Origin of the sequence: Actinoalloteichus hymeniacidonis (assembly GCF_014203365.1) — a bacterium.
GTDB lineage: Bacteria > Actinomycetota > Actinomycetes > Mycobacteriales > Pseudonocardiaceae > Actinoalloteichus_A > Actinoalloteichus_A hymeniacidonis.
Genome location: NZ_JACHIS010000001.1, coordinates 2047974 through 2064811 on the forward strand (window position 1 = coordinate 2047974; position 16838 = coordinate 2064811).

At 68.1% G+C, this 16838-nt stretch carries 16 protein-coding genes; 8 read left to right on the top strand and 8 right to left on the bottom strand.

What is annotated here, in order from left to right:
- Positions 1-69: 69 nt before the first annotated feature.
- The 6 genes from BKA25_RS09180 to BKA25_RS09205 all read right to left on the bottom strand — a co-directional run bounded on the left by BKA25_RS09180 (position 70) and on the right by BKA25_RS09205 (position 6473).
- Complete coding sequence (locus BKA25_RS09180; protein WP_236750311.1) at positions 70-636, bottom strand: DUF1707 domain-containing protein; 567 nt, start codon at positions 634-636, stop codon at positions 70-72.
- Between the two features lie 10 nt (positions 637-646).
- On the bottom strand, positions 647-1813 hold the full coding sequence (locus BKA25_RS09185) for an acyltransferase family protein (RefSeq protein ID WP_069850602.1): 1167 nt from the start codon (positions 1811-1813) through the stop codon (positions 647-649).
- The gene (locus BKA25_RS09190) at positions 1810-2958 is read right to left on the bottom strand and encodes an alpha/beta hydrolase (RefSeq protein WP_172803829.1); all 1149 of its coding nucleotides are present in this window, start codon (positions 2956-2958) and stop codon (positions 1810-1812) included. The genes BKA25_RS09185 and BKA25_RS09190 overlap by 4 nt, the downstream gene beginning before the upstream one ends.
- A 115-nt stretch (positions 2959-3073) precedes the next feature.
- A complete protein-coding gene (locus BKA25_RS09195; RefSeq protein WP_069850599.1) occupies positions 3074-3769 on the bottom strand; it encodes a response regulator transcription factor in 696 nt (231 codons plus the stop codon).
- Positions 3766-5769, bottom strand: coding sequence for a sensor histidine kinase (locus BKA25_RS09200; protein ID WP_084643209.1), 2004 nt, complete (start codon positions 5767-5769; stop codon positions 3766-3768). Before BKA25_RS09200 ends, BKA25_RS09195 begins: the two co-directional genes overlap by 4 nt.
- 98 nt (positions 5770-5867) lie before the next feature.
- Positions 5868-6473, bottom strand: a complete 606-nt coding sequence (locus BKA25_RS09205) for a DUF1707 domain-containing protein (protein WP_069850597.1) — start codon at positions 6471-6473, stop codon at positions 5868-5870.
- Positions 6474-6850: 377 nt separating this feature from the next.
- Here BKA25_RS09205 and BKA25_RS09210 point away from each other — a divergent pair, with 377 nt between their 5' ends.
- The 8 genes from BKA25_RS09210 (at position 6851) to BKA25_RS09245 (ending at position 15089) form a co-directional block, all read left to right on the top strand.
- Positions 6851-7831 (top strand): site-specific tyrosine recombinase XerD, encoded by a 981-nt coding sequence (locus tag BKA25_RS09210; RefSeq protein ID WP_236750988.1) that lies wholly within the window; start codon positions 6851-6853, stop codon positions 7829-7831.
- Between the two features lie 93 nt (positions 7832-7924).
- Entirely contained in the window at positions 7925-8779 is an 855-nt protein-coding gene (locus BKA25_RS09215; RefSeq protein ID WP_069850595.1) for an SDR family oxidoreductase, read from the top strand.
- A gap of 242 nt (positions 8780-9021) precedes the next feature.
- Positions 9022-9963 carry a ParA family protein gene (locus BKA25_RS09220; protein WP_069850593.1) on the top strand — a complete coding sequence of 314 codons (942 nt, stop codon included), beginning with the start codon at positions 9022-9024 and terminating at the stop codon, positions 9961-9963.
- Positions 9964-9975: 12 nt separating this feature from the next.
- Positions 9976-10926: a segregation and condensation protein A gene (locus BKA25_RS09225; protein ID WP_084643208.1), complete on the top strand. Its 951-nt coding sequence runs from the start codon at positions 9976-9978 to the stop codon at positions 10924-10926.
- Positions 10923-11759 carry an SMC-Scp complex subunit ScpB gene (gene scpB, locus BKA25_RS09230; protein ID WP_236750310.1) on the top strand — a complete coding sequence of 279 codons (837 nt, stop codon included), beginning with the start codon at positions 10923-10925 and terminating at the stop codon, positions 11757-11759. Before BKA25_RS09225 ends, scpB begins: the two co-directional genes overlap by 4 nt.
- Positions 11746-12564 (top strand): pseudouridine synthase, encoded by an 819-nt coding sequence (locus BKA25_RS09235; RefSeq protein ID WP_084643207.1) that lies wholly within the window; start codon positions 11746-11748, stop codon positions 12562-12564. The genes scpB and BKA25_RS09235 overlap by 14 nt, the downstream gene beginning before the upstream one ends.
- Positions 12561-13169: a GNAT family N-acetyltransferase gene (locus BKA25_RS09240; RefSeq protein ID WP_236750309.1), complete on the top strand. Its 609-nt coding sequence runs from the start codon at positions 12561-12563 to the stop codon at positions 13167-13169. Before BKA25_RS09235 ends, BKA25_RS09240 begins: the two co-directional genes overlap by 4 nt.
- A 363-nt stretch (positions 13170-13532) precedes the next feature.
- On the top strand, positions 13533-15089 hold the full coding sequence (locus BKA25_RS09245; RefSeq protein ID WP_084643206.1) for an aldehyde dehydrogenase family protein: 1557 nt from the start codon (positions 13533-13535) through the stop codon (positions 15087-15089).
- Between the two features lie 64 nt (positions 15090-15153).
- On the opposite strand, the gene BKA25_RS09250 is transcribed toward BKA25_RS09245, so the two are convergent.
- Together BKA25_RS09250 and BKA25_RS09255 are read right to left on the bottom strand one after the other, a co-directional pair.
- A complete protein-coding gene (locus tag BKA25_RS09250) occupies positions 15154-15681 on the bottom strand; it encodes an ArsR/SmtB family transcription factor (RefSeq protein ID WP_069850591.1) in 528 nt (175 codons plus the stop codon).
- 4 nt (positions 15682-15685) lie between these two features.
- Complete coding sequence (locus tag BKA25_RS09255) at positions 15686-16765, bottom strand: serine hydrolase (protein WP_069850589.1); 1080 nt, start codon at positions 16763-16765, stop codon at positions 15686-15688.
- Positions 16766-16838: the final 73 nt, after the last annotated feature.

The following is a 16838-nucleotide window of genomic DNA, read 5'->3' on the forward strand; positions in this document are numbered from 1 at the left end:
GTGCCGTGGTCTGTGCAGCCGCTTCGGCTACTTCGCAGACCACGGCCCCGCTCCGGCCGTGGCCGCCGATCAGTCGCGCAGCGGCCTGCCGTCCTTGTCTTTGGCGCCGTTGGCCAGCATCAGGATGCCGTCGATCCAGCACCAGAGGACGCCGATGCCGAATATCGGTGTCAACAGAAGTTGGGCGAGCCCGATGCCGACGTGGCCGGTGTAGAACCGACCGATCCCTAGGCTCGGAATGAGCTGAAGAACGCCAGCGGCAATCTTCGATTTGTGTGAATAGACCACCATATCGGCCTCGGCCACCGGAGCAGGCGGGCTCGACGGGTAGGCCGACGTTCCAGGCAGCTTCGGATGCGGTGCGGGCAAATCGGTGAACACCGCGAGCAACGCCTGCCGCGTCTTGGCGTCCATCGTCTCAGTGAGGCGCTGCTCGTATTCCTCTAGGCTCAGCCTGCCCTCGGATAGGTGGGTTGCGAGTGCTTCCACGGCTGCTTCTCGTTCTACGGTGCCGATTCGCAAGTCATTCGAGTTATCTGCGCCTGCCACTCGGCAACAATATCGTTCATGCCCGCTGCCGGTCGGCCTGCCCGGCCGGTGGGAAACGCCGATGTCGGTGACGATGAGCCGTTCCACGGCACCGGAATCACCCTTTATTCGACTGCTCTGACTCGACTGTCGCAGGGGTCGTCGGTCGCGGCTGCGGTGCTCCGGTTCGACCGCGTCCACCGACCAGTCGCGCAGACGTCGCCAACATCAGCAGGAGAACGGCGGCGAACACCGGCAACCACAACAGCCGGACGCCCACCCAACCCAGATCGGCGGGCACGGTGTGCAGACCGGGCAGCGTCGCGAACCGAATGGCGATCAGAGTCACCGCGATCAGCGCATTCTGATGCAGCAGGAAGATCGCCAACGCGTGTCGATCGACGCGGTGCACCACGGTGGCGATTAAGGAGCGCGCGGTGAGGGCGCGCAGCGGTCGCGCTGCGAGTAGCACCACCCCGACCTGGGCCACCGCGAGTGCGAGAACGACCGGTGACGGCGGCACGAGATTGGATCGGTCAGCGCCGGGCAGCCCGACGGCCGCCGCCGGATAGTCCAGTACCCGCACCAGGAACAGCAGCGCAGCAGCCCCCGCGATCGCCATCCAGAGACCGATGATCGGTCGGATCCGCCGCCCGCCGCCCAACGCGGTGCCGAGTTGCCACGGCACCCACCACACGGTGACGACAGTGGTGAGTCCGATGGCCTGGCCGAACCAACCGTCCGCCCACCTGGCGGTCGCCTCCGCGATCAGCGCGAGGACACCGGGAATGAGAACGGCGGCCAACCCGAAACGGCGATCCAGCCGCCGAGCGATCGGTGTCACCGCGAGCAACACCAGATAGACGACGAGGAACCACAACGGAGTGGTGAGCAACTGCGCTGCGGTCGCCACCGTCTGCTGCGGTGTGCCCTGCACGGCCAACACCACCAGCAGGACCAACCAGCAGGCGGACAGACCGAGCACCGGTACGGCACAACGGCGCAGCCGGGCGAGCCACCACCGTGCCGGGGTGATCCCCGACGCCTCCGCCGACCGGAGACCGCGCGCCGCGGCGAAGCCCCCGACGAAGAAGAACAAGCCCAGGGTCTGCAGGAACCAGCTCAGCGGCGTCAGCTCCGGCAGTGTCGTCAGTGGACTGGCCGCGATCACGCCGTTCGCCGTGGGAACCAATGGAGTCACCAGCCAATGGCCCAACACCACCCCGCACACCGCGACCACCCGGATGAGATCCAATAGCGGATCGCGGGCCTCCCGTCGGGTCATCGGTTCGTCTCCCGGTGTTGGGCGGCGCCCGCAGCAGGCGACTCCGCCTGCGGTCCGATGTGGCTGCCGACCACGACCTCGGCGACCGCCGCCAGCGAATCAGTGCCCGGCGCGAAATAGTCGTCGTGCGCGGTGACGTCCTCGGTCGGCAGGATGCGAGCGCCGAAGTCCGCGGCGGTCGGATCCGGGCCGTGGCCGAGGTCCCCGATGCGCCACCCCGGGATATGGGTGATCCAGTCCTCGTCGGCGCGACCGGCCCAGACCCGTGCCCTGGTGTGCAATTCGTCGACCGAATCCACCCGCACACCCGGGGCCGCCAGCAGCACCAGATCGTCGACGGCCGAGGTGACGAGGGCGGCCTGCCCGCAGACCACCGCGCCGTAGCTGTGGCAGATCAGACTGATCTGCCGACCGGGCAGCTGGACCCGCAAGCCATCGACGAAGTCGGCCAGCTCCGCCCCGCCCTGCCGCGCCAGGCTGCCGCTGATCGCATCCAACCCGAGACCCTCGGGAGTCTGATAGCCGAGCCACGCGATCACCGCCGTCTGCTTCGTCGGGTGCGCGGCGGTGAGTTCGGCGTGTAACGCCGTGGCCTTGCCCATCGGCTTGCGCAGCGGTGATTCGGCTTCGGCGAAGCGGGCGAGATCCACGTCCGATCCGGGTACCAACACGGTGATGTGCTCCGCCGTGTCCATGTCACCGAGCACGACGGCGATGCGTCCGCGTTCGCGCGGATCGAACAGGAGCAGCTCGTGGTCGCGTATCGCTGCCTCGGTCTCGACCGAGGCAGGCGCCGATTCCTCGGAGAGGCGCCGGTTCGCGGCGTAGCGCGCCCCGATCGGGGCGCCGTCCAGAGCACCCACGATCTCGGGATGGGTGCGGACGAGACGTCGCAGCTCGGCGGGCGGAGTCGCCGCGAAGAATCCCGCGATCTCGGCAGGCTCGTCGTGAGGGGACGGCAGCGATCGGTTCGTCGAGCGATCCGACTCCCAGGCGGTGACCACCGAGGCTTGCGGTGCGTAGCGATCGGCCGCCACCGAGGTGGGCGCGGCAAGCATTCCGAGCGTCGCGCCGAGCCCGATCACTCCCGCCAGCGGCCGCGCGATCGATCGAGCCCGCCGGGCTACCCGTGTCTTCCTGCGCATGGCCCTCGTCATCCCTCCTGCCGTCCCCGTTCGAGGTCGACACGACGGAAGTTATGAGGGTGAGGGGCCCGGAATCGTCCCCCGGCGGTAGCGGATCCGCGGTACTACTCGGGTATCAGGAACCGACCGCGACCAGCCCGCATTCGTATGCGGTGATCACTGCCTGCGCTCGATCACGCAACCCGAGTTTGGTCAGGATTCGGCTGACGTGGCTCTTCACGGTCTGCTCGGCCAGCACCAGCTTCCCCGCGATCTCGGTGTTGGACAGTCCGCGCGCGACCAGACCCAGTACCTCGGTCTCCCGTTCGGTGAGGACCTTGAGCGGATCCGGTCGCGCCCGGACGGTGTTCTCGATCGGCCGAGCTTGGACGAAGTCCTCGATGAGCCGTCGGGTCACCGAGGGAGCGAGCAGTGCGCCGCCTTCGGCGACCACCCGGACCGCCGCGAGCAGATCGGTGGCGGGTGCGTGCTTGAGTAGGAAACCGCTGGCGCCGGAGCGCAGCGCTTCGTACACGTAGTCGTCCAGATCGAAGGTGGTCAACACCAGTACCTTGGGCGGCTCGGTGTCGGCGGCGCGTGGTGCGTCCATCAGCAGTCGGGTGGCGGCGAGCCCGTCGAGCACCGGCATGCGGATGTCCATCAGCACCACGTCGGGCCCGGTGCCCGCCTCGATCAATCGACGGGTCTCGCTGACCGCCTCACGACCATCGGAGGCCGAGCCGACCACCTCGATATCGGTCTGTGCGGCCAGCAGCGCGGAGAAGCCCTCTCGCACCATCGCCTGGTCGTCGGCAACCAGGACGCGGATCATCGTTCCTCCCGGACATCATCGGTCTGCGCGGTGGCCCTCAACGGAAGCAGGGCTCGAACCTCGAAGCCGCCCGCGTCGGTCGGGCCGGTCCGCAATTTCCCGCCGTGCAGCGCGACCCGCTCACGCATCCCGGTCAGCCCGTGGCCACCGCCCGATCGTCGGGTGGCAGCGGCGGGTGGTCTGCTAGGTGGCTCGTTGCGCACCGCGACGATCAGGGTAGCCCCCTGTTCGGCGATCTCGATCTCGATCGGCGCATCGGGTGCGTAGCGGCCCGCGTTGGTCAGGGCTTCCTGGACGATGCGGTAGACCGTCAGACCGAGTGGCTCGGCAACCTGCGCGGCCAACTCGGCGGGCAGCCGAAGCGTCACGGGGATACCGGAGTCGCGGCCGGCCGAAACGAGGTCGTTCAGTTCGGCGAGCCCGGGCTGCGGCGCCTTGTCCGGTCGGTGATCCTTCTCCCGGAGCACCCCGAGCAGGCGTTGCATGTCCGACATCGCGGCGCGCGCCGCCGTGCCGATCTCGGCCAACTCGGTGCGACCGGATTCCGAGAGATCGGGAAGCCGGTAGGGCGCGGTCTCCGAGCGCACCGCGATCATCGACATGTGGTGCGCCACCACGTCGTGCATCTCCCTGGCGATCCGGTTCCGCTCGCTGAGTCGCACCTGTTCCGCCTGTGCTTCGGCGGCTCGCTGCTCCTCGGCGGCCAGGTCACGGCGGGCTCGACGGGCCGAGCCCAACGAATAGCCCAGCAGCAGGACGACGATCACCGAGAGCAGCACACCGCCGACGTTGATCCTGCCCCACGAATCGGTCGCCAGCACCGAACTGATCGCCACCACGGCGGCTGTCACCGTCCCGACCAGGATGGTGATGCGAGACGTATGCCGGTAGGACACCAGGAACAGCGTGACCATGACGATCAACCACAATCCCAACATCTGGCCGACGTATTCGGGAAGCGCGGCGAACGCGGTCACGATCCCCGGGAGGCTCAGCCGCCAGGCGAGCAGGGGGAGTGGCAGTGCCAGCAGGCAGATCACACCGCTGGTCAAGACGAGGAAGTCGGCCCAACCCGGTTGGTTGACGCTCCCGACCAGTCCCACGACTGTCGTGACGATCGCGATGAGAACGACGAGCACCACGATGAGCCTGCGTCGCCATCGGGTGGATGCCATGCGGCGCGGGGCCAGCGCCGAGTCGGTGCCGGTGATCAGTACGACCAGGCTGAGTGCTCCCGTCGCGCGGGCCTCGTCCCGAAGGTTGCGCCCGGTCTCCTCCAGGAATCGGTCACGCTCTTCTCGTTGGGAACGCTCGGCCTCATCCTCGGCCGGGCGGGGACGACGGCGCAGCAACCAGGTCTCGTAGCCACCGCCGACCGTTCGGCCGAGCAGTATCGCCGCGAACGCCGAGAACAGCAGAACGCCGATCGGCGGTACATCGAACGGCGAGTCGGCCACCAAGGGCAGCGCCACCAGCAACGCTGCGAGCCCCGCGAAGGTCGTCAAAGCCGAGATCCAGCGAACGTGCCGGGCCGGAACCAAGAAGAGGATCAGTAGGTAGTGCGCCCAGAACGGCCACAGATCGCCCAGCACCTGCTGGAAGATCAGCATCCAGCAGATCATCATGAAGGTCGCCAGGCGCCAGGCCACCAAGGGACGGAAGAACGCCAGCACACACGCCCCGGCCGACGCGAAGAGTGCGAACTGGGGGACGGGTGGTCCCAGAACCGGGACGATTCGATCTTGGTCGGGCCGTTCGGGCGCCGGCGTCATCGTGGGATCGAGCTCGATCACCCCGACAACGATGGTGGTGATGAGGAACGCCAGCACGAGTGCGGCGAGCAACAGCAACAGCGGGCGCGGGGATTTCGGCCTCGGCGGGCTGACCCGACGGTCCGGGTCGGTGAGGAGGACACCGATGACAATGCGGACCAACCTACGGAGCCGGGAACCCTCCCGGGTCGCTGCGTCGGTGGTTCGCGTCGGTGGCAGGGTCGTCACCGAGCCGATGCTATGGCGTCGATGCGGCTACGACATCGGACCAGGGAGTGAGACCGGTGCCCATACCCGGGTAGGGGGGTGTGCGAGGGCCGCCGCCGTCAGCGCAGGCTGCGGTGCTCGGCGTCCTCGCCGCCATGGGCCAGCAGGAGCACGCCGTCGACGAACGACCACACCAGGCCGACGATGGCGAACGATAGACAGAACTGAGCGATACCCATCCCGATATGCCCGGTGTAGAAGCGGCCCGCGCCGAAACTCGGGAAGATCTGCAGGACCCCGGCCAACACCCGATACCGCGAGGACTCACCCTGGGCGGGCGCGACCCGTTGGTTGACGGCGCGGTTGACCGACCGTCCGACGGACTCGGCGAGTTCGCCCGCAGACCGAATGATGGGTTCCAGCGCGGGACCCAAGCCGGCAGCGGGCCTGTTATCGCCGTCTCGGACTTCGGATTCTCGGAGCGACTGACTCGAATTCGGCGTCCCGACGTGGAAATCATCGGTGATTCTGTGATCGCCGGGGAGGTCGGCGAATAGGGCGATCAGATCGGATCGGGTTCGGGCTGCCGTCGCGCTCTCGGACCGATCCTCGAACTCCGCCATCGTCAGCCTGCCCTGCGAATAGTGGTCGCCGAGGAAGCGGATCGCTTCGCCGCGTTCGGCATCTCCGATGCGGAGCGGATGGGAATCGGCAGAGGTGGCCATGGACAGACGATATTGCGATCCGAACACGGTGGGGATCGGTGATATCCCTGAACTGGGGCCAGGGGAACCCGGATTCCTGCTGGGTACAGCTCTAATATCTGCTCAGGGTCGCACCCGAGCCTGTTTCGGCGGTCGGTGGGGACCGTGGGGCGCCCCTAACCTGGAGGCGACGAAAACGGACATCTCGACAGGCGGTGGCCGGGTTGGACCGGCCTGACGAAGGGACGGCGATGCAGAGCGGCTTGCCTCGACAGAGACCGGACCACGGCAGCCGAGGCGAGACGGAATCGGATGCCATCGGCGGTGTGGTGGTCGACCCGCCCCCGGTCGAGCCGCGAGCCGAGAGCGCGGCGGCCGACGACCGGCCGGCGCCGGAGTTGGCCGAACGACTGGACGAGTACCTCGCCCACCTCGCCGTCGAGCGCGGCATCGCCCGCAACACGCTGGACGCCTATGGGCGAGACCTCCGCCGCTACCTGCTGGGACTGACCCAGCGGGGTATCGGTGCGCTGCACGAGGTCGGACGTGCGGACGTCACCGCCTTCGTCCTGGCCCTGCGGGAGGGCGATGGCGATCGACCGCCGCTCGCCGCGGGCTCCGCGGCACGGGCACTGATCGCGGTGCGGGGCCTGCACCGTTTCGCCCACCGAGAGGGACGGGTGCCCGTCGACGTGGCCGCCGACGTCTCGCCGCCCGGAATACCCCGACGCCTGCCCAAGGCACTGCCCGTCCACGACGTGCTGCGGTTGGTCGAGGGAGCGGGCGGTTCCGACCCCCGAGGGCTGCGCGACCGCGCCATCGTGGAATTGCTCTACTCCACCGGGGCACGGATCTCCGAGGCTGTCGGCTTGGTGATCGACGATATCGACGCGCAGGCGCGCACCGTGTTGTTGGCGGGTAAGGGCGGTCGGCAGCGCGTCGTGCCCATCGGGCGTCCGGCGTTGGCCGCGGTGCAGGCTTATCTCGTTCGTGGGCGCCCCACCTTGTCCTCGGCAGGTCGAGGCGGACCGGCGTTGTTCCTCAACGCGCGCGGCGGCAGACTCTCCCGGCAGAGCGCCTGGCAGGTGCTCAAGTCGTCGGCGGCGGCCGTCGGGTTGTCCGACGCCGTGTCGCCGCACACCCTCCGGCATTCCTTCGCCACCCATCTCATGGAGGCCGGGGCCGATGTCCGTGTGGTGCAGGAGTTGCTCGGGCACGCCTCGGTGACCACGACCCAGGTCTACACCCTGGTCACCATCAATGCGCTACGCGAGGTCTATGCGCTGGCTCATCCACGTGCACTGGACGCCCCTCGACCTGGTCCTCCCCGGGAAAACCCGCCTTCGGTCGCCGAACACGGGCATGATCGAGAGGACTGAGAGCCGAGGTGATCGATCGGCGAGCGACGTCGGATGGATCTAGCGTGCGTGACGGGCGATCGCATCTCGCCGGCCGAGAGATAGGGAGAGACGATGATCGGGGTGACCGGGGCAACCGGGGCGGTGGGCGGTCGGGTTGCGGCGTTGCTGGCCACCCTGCGTACGCCGACTCGACTGGTCGTGCGTGATGCCGCTCGTGCACCGGAGCTCGCCGTCTCCTCGACGCGGGTCGCCGACTACGCCGACTCCGCCGCGATGCAGGCGGCTCTGGACGGCGTGCGCACGCTCTTCCTCGTCTCGGCGGACGCCGACCCGGCCCGGGTCCAGCAGCAGACGACAGCGGTGGACGCGGCCGTCGCTGCGGGCGTCGAACATCTGGTGTATCTGTCCTTCCTCGGGGCCGATCCCGACGCAACCTTCACCTTCGCCAGGGATCACTTCCGCACCGAGGAGCACATTCGCGCGACCGGAGTCGCCTTCACCTTCCTGCGTCCGAGTCTCTATCTGGACTCGGTACCCGAGTGGGTCGGCGAAGACGATGTCCTGCGGGGACCGGCGGGCGACGGCCAGGTGGCGTGGGTCTCGCGTGAGGACGTCGCGCAGACGGCCCGAGCCGTGTTGACCGGCGACGGTCACGCGGGTCGGGTCTACGACATCACCGGCCCGCAGTTGTTGACCTTGGCACAGACCGCGCAGGTGCTGGAAACGTTCGCCCATCGACCGATCGGGTATCAAAATCAAACACTCGCCGACGCGCGCGCTTCCCGTGCGGGCCAAGGCGAGTCGTGGGAGATCGAGGGCTGGATCACGTCTTATGCGGCGATCGCCACGGGTGAGATGGCCGTCCGCAACGATGTCGTCAAACGACTCACGGGCCGGGATCCGCTGTCACTGGCCGACTTCCTGCGTACCGATTCCGATACCGTTGGCCTGCCCGAACGGAGTTGATCCGCTCAATCGGCTGCGCACTCCACCTCGGAACGGCAAGCTAACGTTGCGGTCTCGGCGAGGCGCGTTGCCGCTGCTGCGCCTGCCGCTTAGAGTGCCGACAGGAGTGGGCTTGGCGATCAGGTCGTGTCCGACGGTGGTTGGATCGCAGGCAGAACGGTTCCGTTGCAGCGGAGGGACGTGAATCAGCGCCCGCGGGGTTGCACCACACAGGAACCTTTGGATGCGAGGAGCGAGCCACCATGTCGACACCGTCGCCTTCGGCCGGTAGGCCGCGTGGTGCGGCCGTCGACCTGGGTCTCACGCCCAGGGCGGCAGACCCCACCGAAGAAGAAGCGCTCGAAGCCCTGGAAGGCGGCATCGGACCGACGGGCAGGCCCCGCAGGCACGTCCCCGACCCGCCGTTACTGGATCGACACGGGCCCGCGACCGTGCTCGCGATGTGCAATCAGAAGGGCGGGGTCGGCAAGACCACCTCGACGATCAATCTCGGTGCGGCGCTGGCCGAGTGCGGTAGGCGGGTATTGCTCGTCGACTTCGACCCGCAGGGCGCCCTGTCTGTGGGTCTCGGGGTGTACCCGCATCATCTGGACACCACGATCTACAACGTGATCATGGAACGTCAGGTCTCCGTGCAGGATGTAGTGCAGGAGACCTCGACCGACGGCATGTTCCTGTTGCCCAGCAACATCGATCTGTCGGCGGCGGAGGTGCAACTGGTCGTCGAGGTCGGGCGTGAGCAGGCCCTGGCCCGTGTGCTGCGGCCGGTGTTGAACGATTACGACTACATCCTGGTCGATTGCCAGCCCTCGCTCGGCCTGCTGACGATCAATGCGTTGGCTGCCGCGCACGGGGTGTTGATTCCCTTGGAGTGCGAGTTCTTCAGTCTGCGTGGTGTTGCGCTGTTGATCGACACGATCGAGAAGGTCCGCGAGCGGTTGAATCCGGAGCTGGAGATCACCGGGATCCTCGCGACCATGTTCGATCCGCGCACCCTGCATTCTCGCGAGGTGATGGCCAGGGTGGTCGAGGCGTTCGGCGACATCGTGTTCGACACCGTGATCAATCGGACCGTGCGTTTCCCGGAGACGACGGTGGCGGGCGAACCGATCACCCGTTGGGCGCCGCGTTCGGCGGGTGCGAAGGCCTACCGTGCGTTGGCCCGCGAGGTGATCGCCCGATGAGTGCCGTGGCCGATGACCGATAGCGCGGCCGGGCCGGACCCCGGTCCCGCAGCAGTACCGACCGCCGATGCCGCTCCGCAGACGACTGCGACGATCCCGCAGGCGGAACCGAGTATCGGGGCCGAGGGCCCCGCCGTCGATCCTGCGGCCGGTGCGGCGGCGGATGGCCGATTCACCGTGCGGCTGCACAACTTCGAAGGCCCCTTCGACCTGCTGTTGCAACTGATCTCGCAACACCGCATGGACGTCACCGAGGTGGCCCTGCACCGGGTGACCGACGAATTCATCGCGCATATCCGCAGGCTGGGCGACGAATGGGATCTGGATGAGATCACCGAGTTCTTGGTGATCGCGGCGACCCTGCTCGACCTGAAGGCGGCTCGACTGCTACCGGCCGCGGAGGTCGAGGACGAGGAGGATCTGGCGCTGCTGGAGGCGAGGGATCTCCTGTTCGCCCGCTTGCTGCAGTACCGCGCCTACAAGCAGGTCGCCGGGTTGTTCAGTGAACTGGAAGCCGGCGCGCTACGGCGCTATCCCCGCTCGGTGGCTTTGGAGGAGCGGTTCGACGGCTTGTTGCCCGAGGTGTTGCTCGGCGTCGACGCGGACCGTTTCGCCGAGATCGCGGCGGCGGTGTTCCGGCCCCGACCACCACCGACGGTCTCGTTGGATCACATCCACATGGCGCGGGTCTCGGTCCGCGAGCACGCGGCTTTCCTGCGGGTCCTGCTGGCCGAACGCGGCGAGGCCTGGTTCGGGGAGCTGACCGAGGACTGTGGGACCACGGTCGAGGTGGTCGCGCGATTCCTGGCGCTGTTGGAGTTGTATCGGGAGATGTCGGTGTTGTTCGACCAGTCCGATCCGCTGGGTGATCTGCGGGTTCGGTGGGTCGGCGGCAGCGTCGAACATGCCAAGGCCGTCGCCGAGATAGATCGGACCGCCGTCGAGGACGAGGAGTACGGGTGATCCAGGAGACCGATCCGACGGCCGTGCAGCCCGGTGATCTGGACGCGGCATCGTCACCGAGCGGCGTCGGGACCAGTCCCGATGTGCCGACGCCTGACGTGCCCTCGCCGGGGTCGCCGTCTCCCGATGTCCCGTCCCCCGATGTGCCCGGCCCCGGTGTGCCGACCCCCGACGTGCCATCGCCCGATGTCCCCGCGCCGGAGATTCCCGACCCGGATGTTCCGTCCCCTCCTACCGCGTCCGCGCAGGCCGAGGGCGTCGGCGTCGCCCGAGACGAGGCTCCCGACCTGACCGAGGACGCCACCCTGGAGGCGGCGTTGGAGGCGCTGCTGCTGGTCGTCGACATCCCGGCGGGCGAGGAGCTGTTGGCGACCACCCTCGACCAGCCGGTGTCGCGGGTCTCCGGGGCCCTTCGACGCATCGCAGCCCGCTACGACCTTGGCGGACGCGGATTCGAACTCCGTCGCATCGGCGAGGGCTGGCGGCTGTACACCAGGGACAGGTTCGCCCCCTACGTCGAGCGATACCTGCTCGACGGGCAGCGGTCCAAGCTGACCAGGGCGGCGTTGGAGACCCTGGCGGTGATCGCTTATCGGCAGCCGACCACCAGATCCCGAGTCGCTGCGGTACGCGGGGTGAACGTCGATGGCGTCATCCGTACCCTGTTGGCTCGTGGCCTGGTCGAGGAGACCGGGACCGACCCGGAGACCGGCGGAATCCTCTACCGGACCACCGAGCTGTTCCTCGAACGCCTCGGGCTGTCCTCGCTGGAGCAGCTTCCGCCGATCGCCCCATTGCTACCCGAAGTGGATTCCATCGATGAGCAGCTCTGAGCACAGCAGTCGTTCGCCGCGTCGCGAGCGCCCCAACTCGACGGGGCGCGAGGGCTCCGTCCGCCCCGGTGACGATCACCCAGAGGGCATCCGGCTGCAGAAGGTGCTCTCCCGCGCGGGAGTCGCGTCCCGTCGGGCCGCCGAGGAGCTGATCGCGGAGGGGCGGGTCAGCGTCGACGGCAAGGTCGTCACCGAGATGGGACGACGCGTCGACCCCAAGACGGTCACGATCCACGTCGACGGCAGCCGCATCGTGGTCCGCGAGGACCTCGAATACCTGGCGTTGAACAAGCCCGTCGGCATGCACAGCACCATGTCCGACGACATGGGCAGGCCCTGCGTCGGTGACCTGATCACCACCCGCACCGAGAACCTGTTCCACGTCGGAAGGCTCGATGCCGACACCGAGGGCCTGCTGCTGCTCACCAACGACGGCGACCTCGCGCACCGACTCATGCACCCCTCGTACGAGGTCTCCAAGACCTACCTCGCCGAGATCGCGGCGCCGGTGGCCAGGGATGTCTCCAAGACACTCAAGGCAGGTGTCGAGCTGGAGGACGGGCCCGCCAGCGTGGACGGGTTCCGGGTGTTGGAGTCCTTCGGGGCCAAGGCGATGGTGGAGATCGTGCTGCATGAGGGCCGGAAGCACATCGTCCGCAGGCTCATGGACCACGTGGGGCATCCGGTTCAGCGATTGGTGCGCACCTCGATCGGCGAAGTGAAGCTGGGCGACCAGAGACCAGGCAGCCTACGAAAGCTCAACCATCCCGAGATCGGGTCGCTCTACCGCGCGGTAGGGCTGTGAATCGCGCCGCCGCCGACCCCCGGACGACCGCGTCGTCCGAGGCGTCGGCGGTACGGGCGCTCCCGATCGGGACGCCCAGGCTCGTGTTGGAACCGCTGCGCCTCGACCATGCCGAGCCGATGGCGCAGGCCCTGGCCGATCCGAGACTGCACTTCTTCATGGGCGGTAGCCCGGCGAGCTCGGAACAACTGCGAGTCCGCTATCGGCGGATCCTGGCGGGCTCCGGCGAATCCGGCGTCGACTGGTGCAACTGGGCATTGCGAACCAGGTCCGACGCCCGCATCATCGGCACGGTTCAGGCCACCGTCACCACGGGGCGACGGGGCAGGACGGCCGATATGGCCTGGGTTCTCGGCATGCCGTGGCAGGGCCGGGGATTGGCCAAAGAGGCAGCACTGGCACTGGTGGCCTGGCTGGCCGGGCAGGATGTGACCGTGGTGGAAGCACACATCCACCCCGAGCATCTCGCGTCCCAGGGGGTGGCCGAGGCCGTCGGTATGGCACCGACAGACCGTGAGGTCGACGAGGAGATCGTGTGGCGTGCCGTGCTCGCGGCCCCACCGATCGTGCCCGCAGGCCGAGAATCGGACGAGTCCGGCCGCTGATCTGATCTGGGCGGCAGAACGTCGCGGCTCAGCCCGGGCTCACGCTCTTGTCCCGGCCCGGCACGCAGGTCAGCGCCAGCATTGCTTAACCCACTCGCAGGCAGAAGCCGCGCTGCGTGTCTTCCGCATGCCACGGCGCTCCGGGCAGACTCGGACGATGACGAGGCGGTGCGGGGAGGTCCCCGGTTCGCCGACTCGACAGCGGTCCGGTCCGACGGGCAGGCTCTAGGGGCGGTAGCGGGTCGGCCGACGAGGCTCACCCCGCTTGCGCAGTGGGTCTGGTCCAGGCGGATCGAACCTGTCAGGACCGGCCGATGGTCGAGAACCGGCTGTCGGCTCGAGGAGAAACGAAGGAGCGCATCGGTGACATCCACCGCGAAGGTGATCAGTTCGGTGATCGACGGTCGGGAAGCGGAGTCGACGGGCGCCGAATACGTGTCCCGCAATCCGTCGCGACTCGACGACGTCGTCGCCACGGTGACGCTGGGCGGTCCGACGACCCTCGCGGATGCGGCCAGGTCGGCCAAGCGTGCCCAGCGTGAGTGGGCCGCGGTGCCCGCTCCGGTACGTGGCCGCGTCATCGCCTCGTTCGGCAGGCTCGTCGAGGCCAACAAACAGACCCTGGCCGAACTGGTGACCCGAGAGATCGGCAAGCCGCTTCCCGAGGCCCTGGGCGAGGTCCAGGAGATCATCGACACCGCTGACTTCTTCATCGGCGAGGGACGGCGGCTCTACGGGCAGACGGTGCCCTCGGAGATGCCCGACAAGCAGCTCTTCACCTTCCGCGTCCCCGTCGGGGTGGCGGCGGTCATCACGGCGGGCAACTTCCCGGTCGCCGTTCCGTCCTGGTACCTGGTGCCCGCGCTGCTGTGCGGCAACGCCGTGGTGTGGAAGCCTGCCGAGTACGCCTCGGCCAGCGCGCGTGCCCTGGCCGAGCTTGCCTGGCGGGCCGGGGTGCCCGCCGGGGTCCTCAACCTCGTGTACGCCGACGGGGAGAACACCTTCGCGGGCCTGGAGCAGGCCTTGACCGAGGGAACCGTGAACAAGATCGGTTTCACCGGTTCGAGCGCGGTCGGGGTCAAGGTCGGCGAACTGGCCGGACGCCACCTGCAGTCGGCGTGCCTGGAACTCGGCGGCAAGAACCCGATGGTCATCGCGCCCGATGCGGACCTCGACCTCGCGGTGGAAGGCGCGTTGTTCTCCGGTTTCGGCACGGCCGGGCAGCGTTGCACCTCGCTGGGCACCGTGATCGTCCACGAGGACGTGCACGACGAGTTCGTTCGTCGCCTCACCGCCGCCCTGGAGAACGCCGTCGTCGGCGACCCGACGTCCGATGTCCTCTACGGCCCGATGCTGGACCAGAAGTTCGCCGACAACTACGACCGGATGCTCGGCTGGATCGCCGACCACCACACGGTGCTCGGATCGACGGCGACGGGCCGCATCACCGATGCTGCCCCGCGCGCGGGATTCGTCGGTGATCACTCCGCCGGGCTGTTCTACCACCCGGTGCTGCTGGACGGAGTCCGTCCGGATGACAAGGTCTTCATGGAGGAGACCTTCGGGCCGCTGGTCGGTATCACGACCTACCGGACCTTCGACGAGGCCCTGGAACTGGCGGACCGGCCGGGCTACGGCCTGTCCGCGAGCGTGTACACCAGCGATGCGTCGACGGCCTTCCGGTTCCGGGCAGGCATCGGCGCGGGAATGGTCAGCGTCAACAACTCGACCTCCGGTGCCGAGGCGCACCTGCCCTTCGGCGGCAACGGTCGCTCCGGTAACGGCAGCAGGCAGTCGGGCATCTGGGTGCTGGACCAGTTCACCCGCTGGCAGTCGTTGAACTGGGACTTCTCCGGGAAGCTGCAGAAGGCTCAGATGGACGTCGCGACGATCGAGCCGGACATGGATTTCCGGCTCTGACTCTCTCAGCCGGCTGGTTGGTCGGCTGCTCTCCCGTTGAGCAGCCGACCGTGCCAGCCCGTTCTCATTGCAGCGCGCCTGCGATGTCGCTGGCGGCCAGGAGCAGCACCGACACCGGGATCAGCTTGGCCCCCGGGACGCGATACCTGCCGCGACCGTCCTGCTCGACCAGGCCTGCCGCGGTCAGGGTGCGCAGGTGGTGGTAGAGCTGGCCCGCCGAGTTGAGCGCGGCGCTCTCCTGGAGTTCCGCCGCCGTGGCCGGGGCGGTCAGCAGCGTGCGAACGATGGCCGCCCGACCCGGGTGCCCGATGGCGTTGAGCACCCCGGCGGCCGATGGCAGTGGAAGCGCCGCTATGCCTTCCGCCGCCCAGCGGATCTTCCATTGCACACCACCACCCCAGCTGGCGTTGCCCTGGTAGCCGATGGTGCCCTGCACCGGATCGGATTGCTGCTCGTCTATGTCGGGGGCCGCCTGCGGTGCTTCGACAGCGGGGCTTACCGATCCGGGTGACGAGGCCATAGCGGTAAGGCCCGCCTCTAGGCAGCGCACCTGGGCCTCCAGATCGGTGACCCGCTGCTCCAACTCGCTCATCCGATCATTCTGCGCCCACTGCGTTTCGTAGACGCGTGGCCGTCTCCGGGTCGGTCAACGCCTCGTGCAGCAAGGTTTGGTGGCTGAAGTCCATCACCGCTGTCAACCATGATTGCTGCGGCATGTCGTGGACCGCGAAGGTGATCGAGGCGAGTGTGCCGTCCGGGTTGCGCAGCGCCCAGCTCTCCGAGATCTGGCCGGGCATGCTGCCGCCCTTGGCGGTCAGGCCGTCCACTGCGGTCCAGCTCAGGTGTTCGATGGCGATCTCTCGCGCAATCGCTTCGCCGAGCCCGTCCTCGACGAGCTGCTTATGCAGTTCATGAAGATGCCGGGGTGCGACCAGCCCTGCTTCGTTGGCCCATTCGATCTGTCGATCCCAGCTGGGCAGGGGTTCGGTGAGCACCTGGTCGCGGAACTCGGCGTCCTCGCGGAAGCGCTCGGCCAAGACGTCGTGATCGGTCTCCGACTCGTTCGGCATGAGCAGCGAGATGAGTGAACCCAGCATGGACGGCAGCTCGGTCGGTTCCCAGCCGATTTGGGCCGCCGCCGCGTGCAGGCGGTCGTCGCCGAGGTGGTCGCGCACCAGGTCGGTGGCCGCATTGTCGCTGAACACGATCATCGAGTTGACCACGTCGTCGATGGGCACCTCGTGGTCCGCGTCGGCCGGGTCGATGCCGAGCGCCTCCAACGCCGCCGGGTGGGCGCCGCCGTCGGTGTCGGGGACGTACCAGCTCTGCCATTCCCGCAGGGTGACGGTGGACTCGGGGCCGACGGAACCATCGGCCACCCCGAGCGAGTACGCGGCAAGATGCAGGATCTTGCGGGTCGATGCGAACGGCACCGGCTCGTCGGCGCCGGTGGACCAGGCCGTTCCCCGGCCATCATCGAAGATCACCGAGACGTTGTCCTGGTCGGATTCCAGGTGGCCCAGCCAGTCGAACGGTTCGCCGGCCTCGGTCGAGTCGGAGGCGGACTCCACGGCGGCGGCCGGGCTCGGCTCGCCGGGCGGAGTCGCACTCGATGCATCGGCTCCGCAGCCGGTGACCAGCAGCAGACCCGAGAGTAAGAACGGTTGCCAGCGCATAGGCTCCCCAGGATTTCGTAATTACGGAATTCCGGATGAGCGTAACAGGAGGCTATGGCCCCTGCCGAAACCG

What these genes read in the sequence shown, in the direction of transcription:
- BKA25_RS09190 (WP_172803829.1), bottom strand. Translation starts at nt 2,958, where the DNA reads ATGCGCAGGAAGACACGGGTAGCCCGGCGGGCTCGATCGATCGCGCGG.
- BKA25_RS09235 (WP_084643207.1), top strand. Translation starts at nt 11,746, where the DNA reads ATGAGCAGCTCTGAGCACAGCAGTCGTTCGCCGCGTCGCGAGCGCCCC.
- BKA25_RS09185 (WP_069850602.1), bottom strand. Translation starts at nt 1,813, where the DNA reads ATGACCCGACGGGAGGCCCGCGATCCGCTATTGGATCTCATCCGGGTG.
- BKA25_RS09255 (WP_069850589.1), bottom strand. Translation starts at nt 16,765, where the DNA reads ATGCGCTGGCAACCGTTCTTACTCTCGGGTCTGCTGCTGGTCACCGGC.
- BKA25_RS09215 (WP_069850595.1), top strand. Translation starts at nt 7,925, where the DNA reads ATGATCGGGGTGACCGGGGCAACCGGGGCGGTGGGCGGTCGGGTTGCG.
- BKA25_RS09225 (WP_084643208.1), top strand. Translation starts at nt 9,976, where the DNA reads ATGACCGATAGCGCGGCCGGGCCGGACCCCGGTCCCGCAGCAGTACCG.
- BKA25_RS09250 (WP_069850591.1), bottom strand. Translation starts at nt 15,681, where the DNA reads ATGAGCGAGTTGGAGCAGCGGGTCACCGATCTGGAGGCCCAGGTGCGC.
- BKA25_RS09205 (WP_069850597.1), bottom strand. Translation starts at nt 6,473, where the DNA reads ATGGCCACCTCTGCCGATTCCCATCCGCTCCGCATCGGAGATGCCGAA.
- BKA25_RS09220 (WP_069850593.1), top strand. Translation starts at nt 9,022, where the DNA reads ATGTCGACACCGTCGCCTTCGGCCGGTAGGCCGCGTGGTGCGGCCGTC.
- BKA25_RS09195 (WP_069850599.1), bottom strand. Translation starts at nt 3,769, where the DNA reads ATGATCCGCGTCCTGGTTGCCGACGACCAGGCGATGGTGCGAGAGGGC.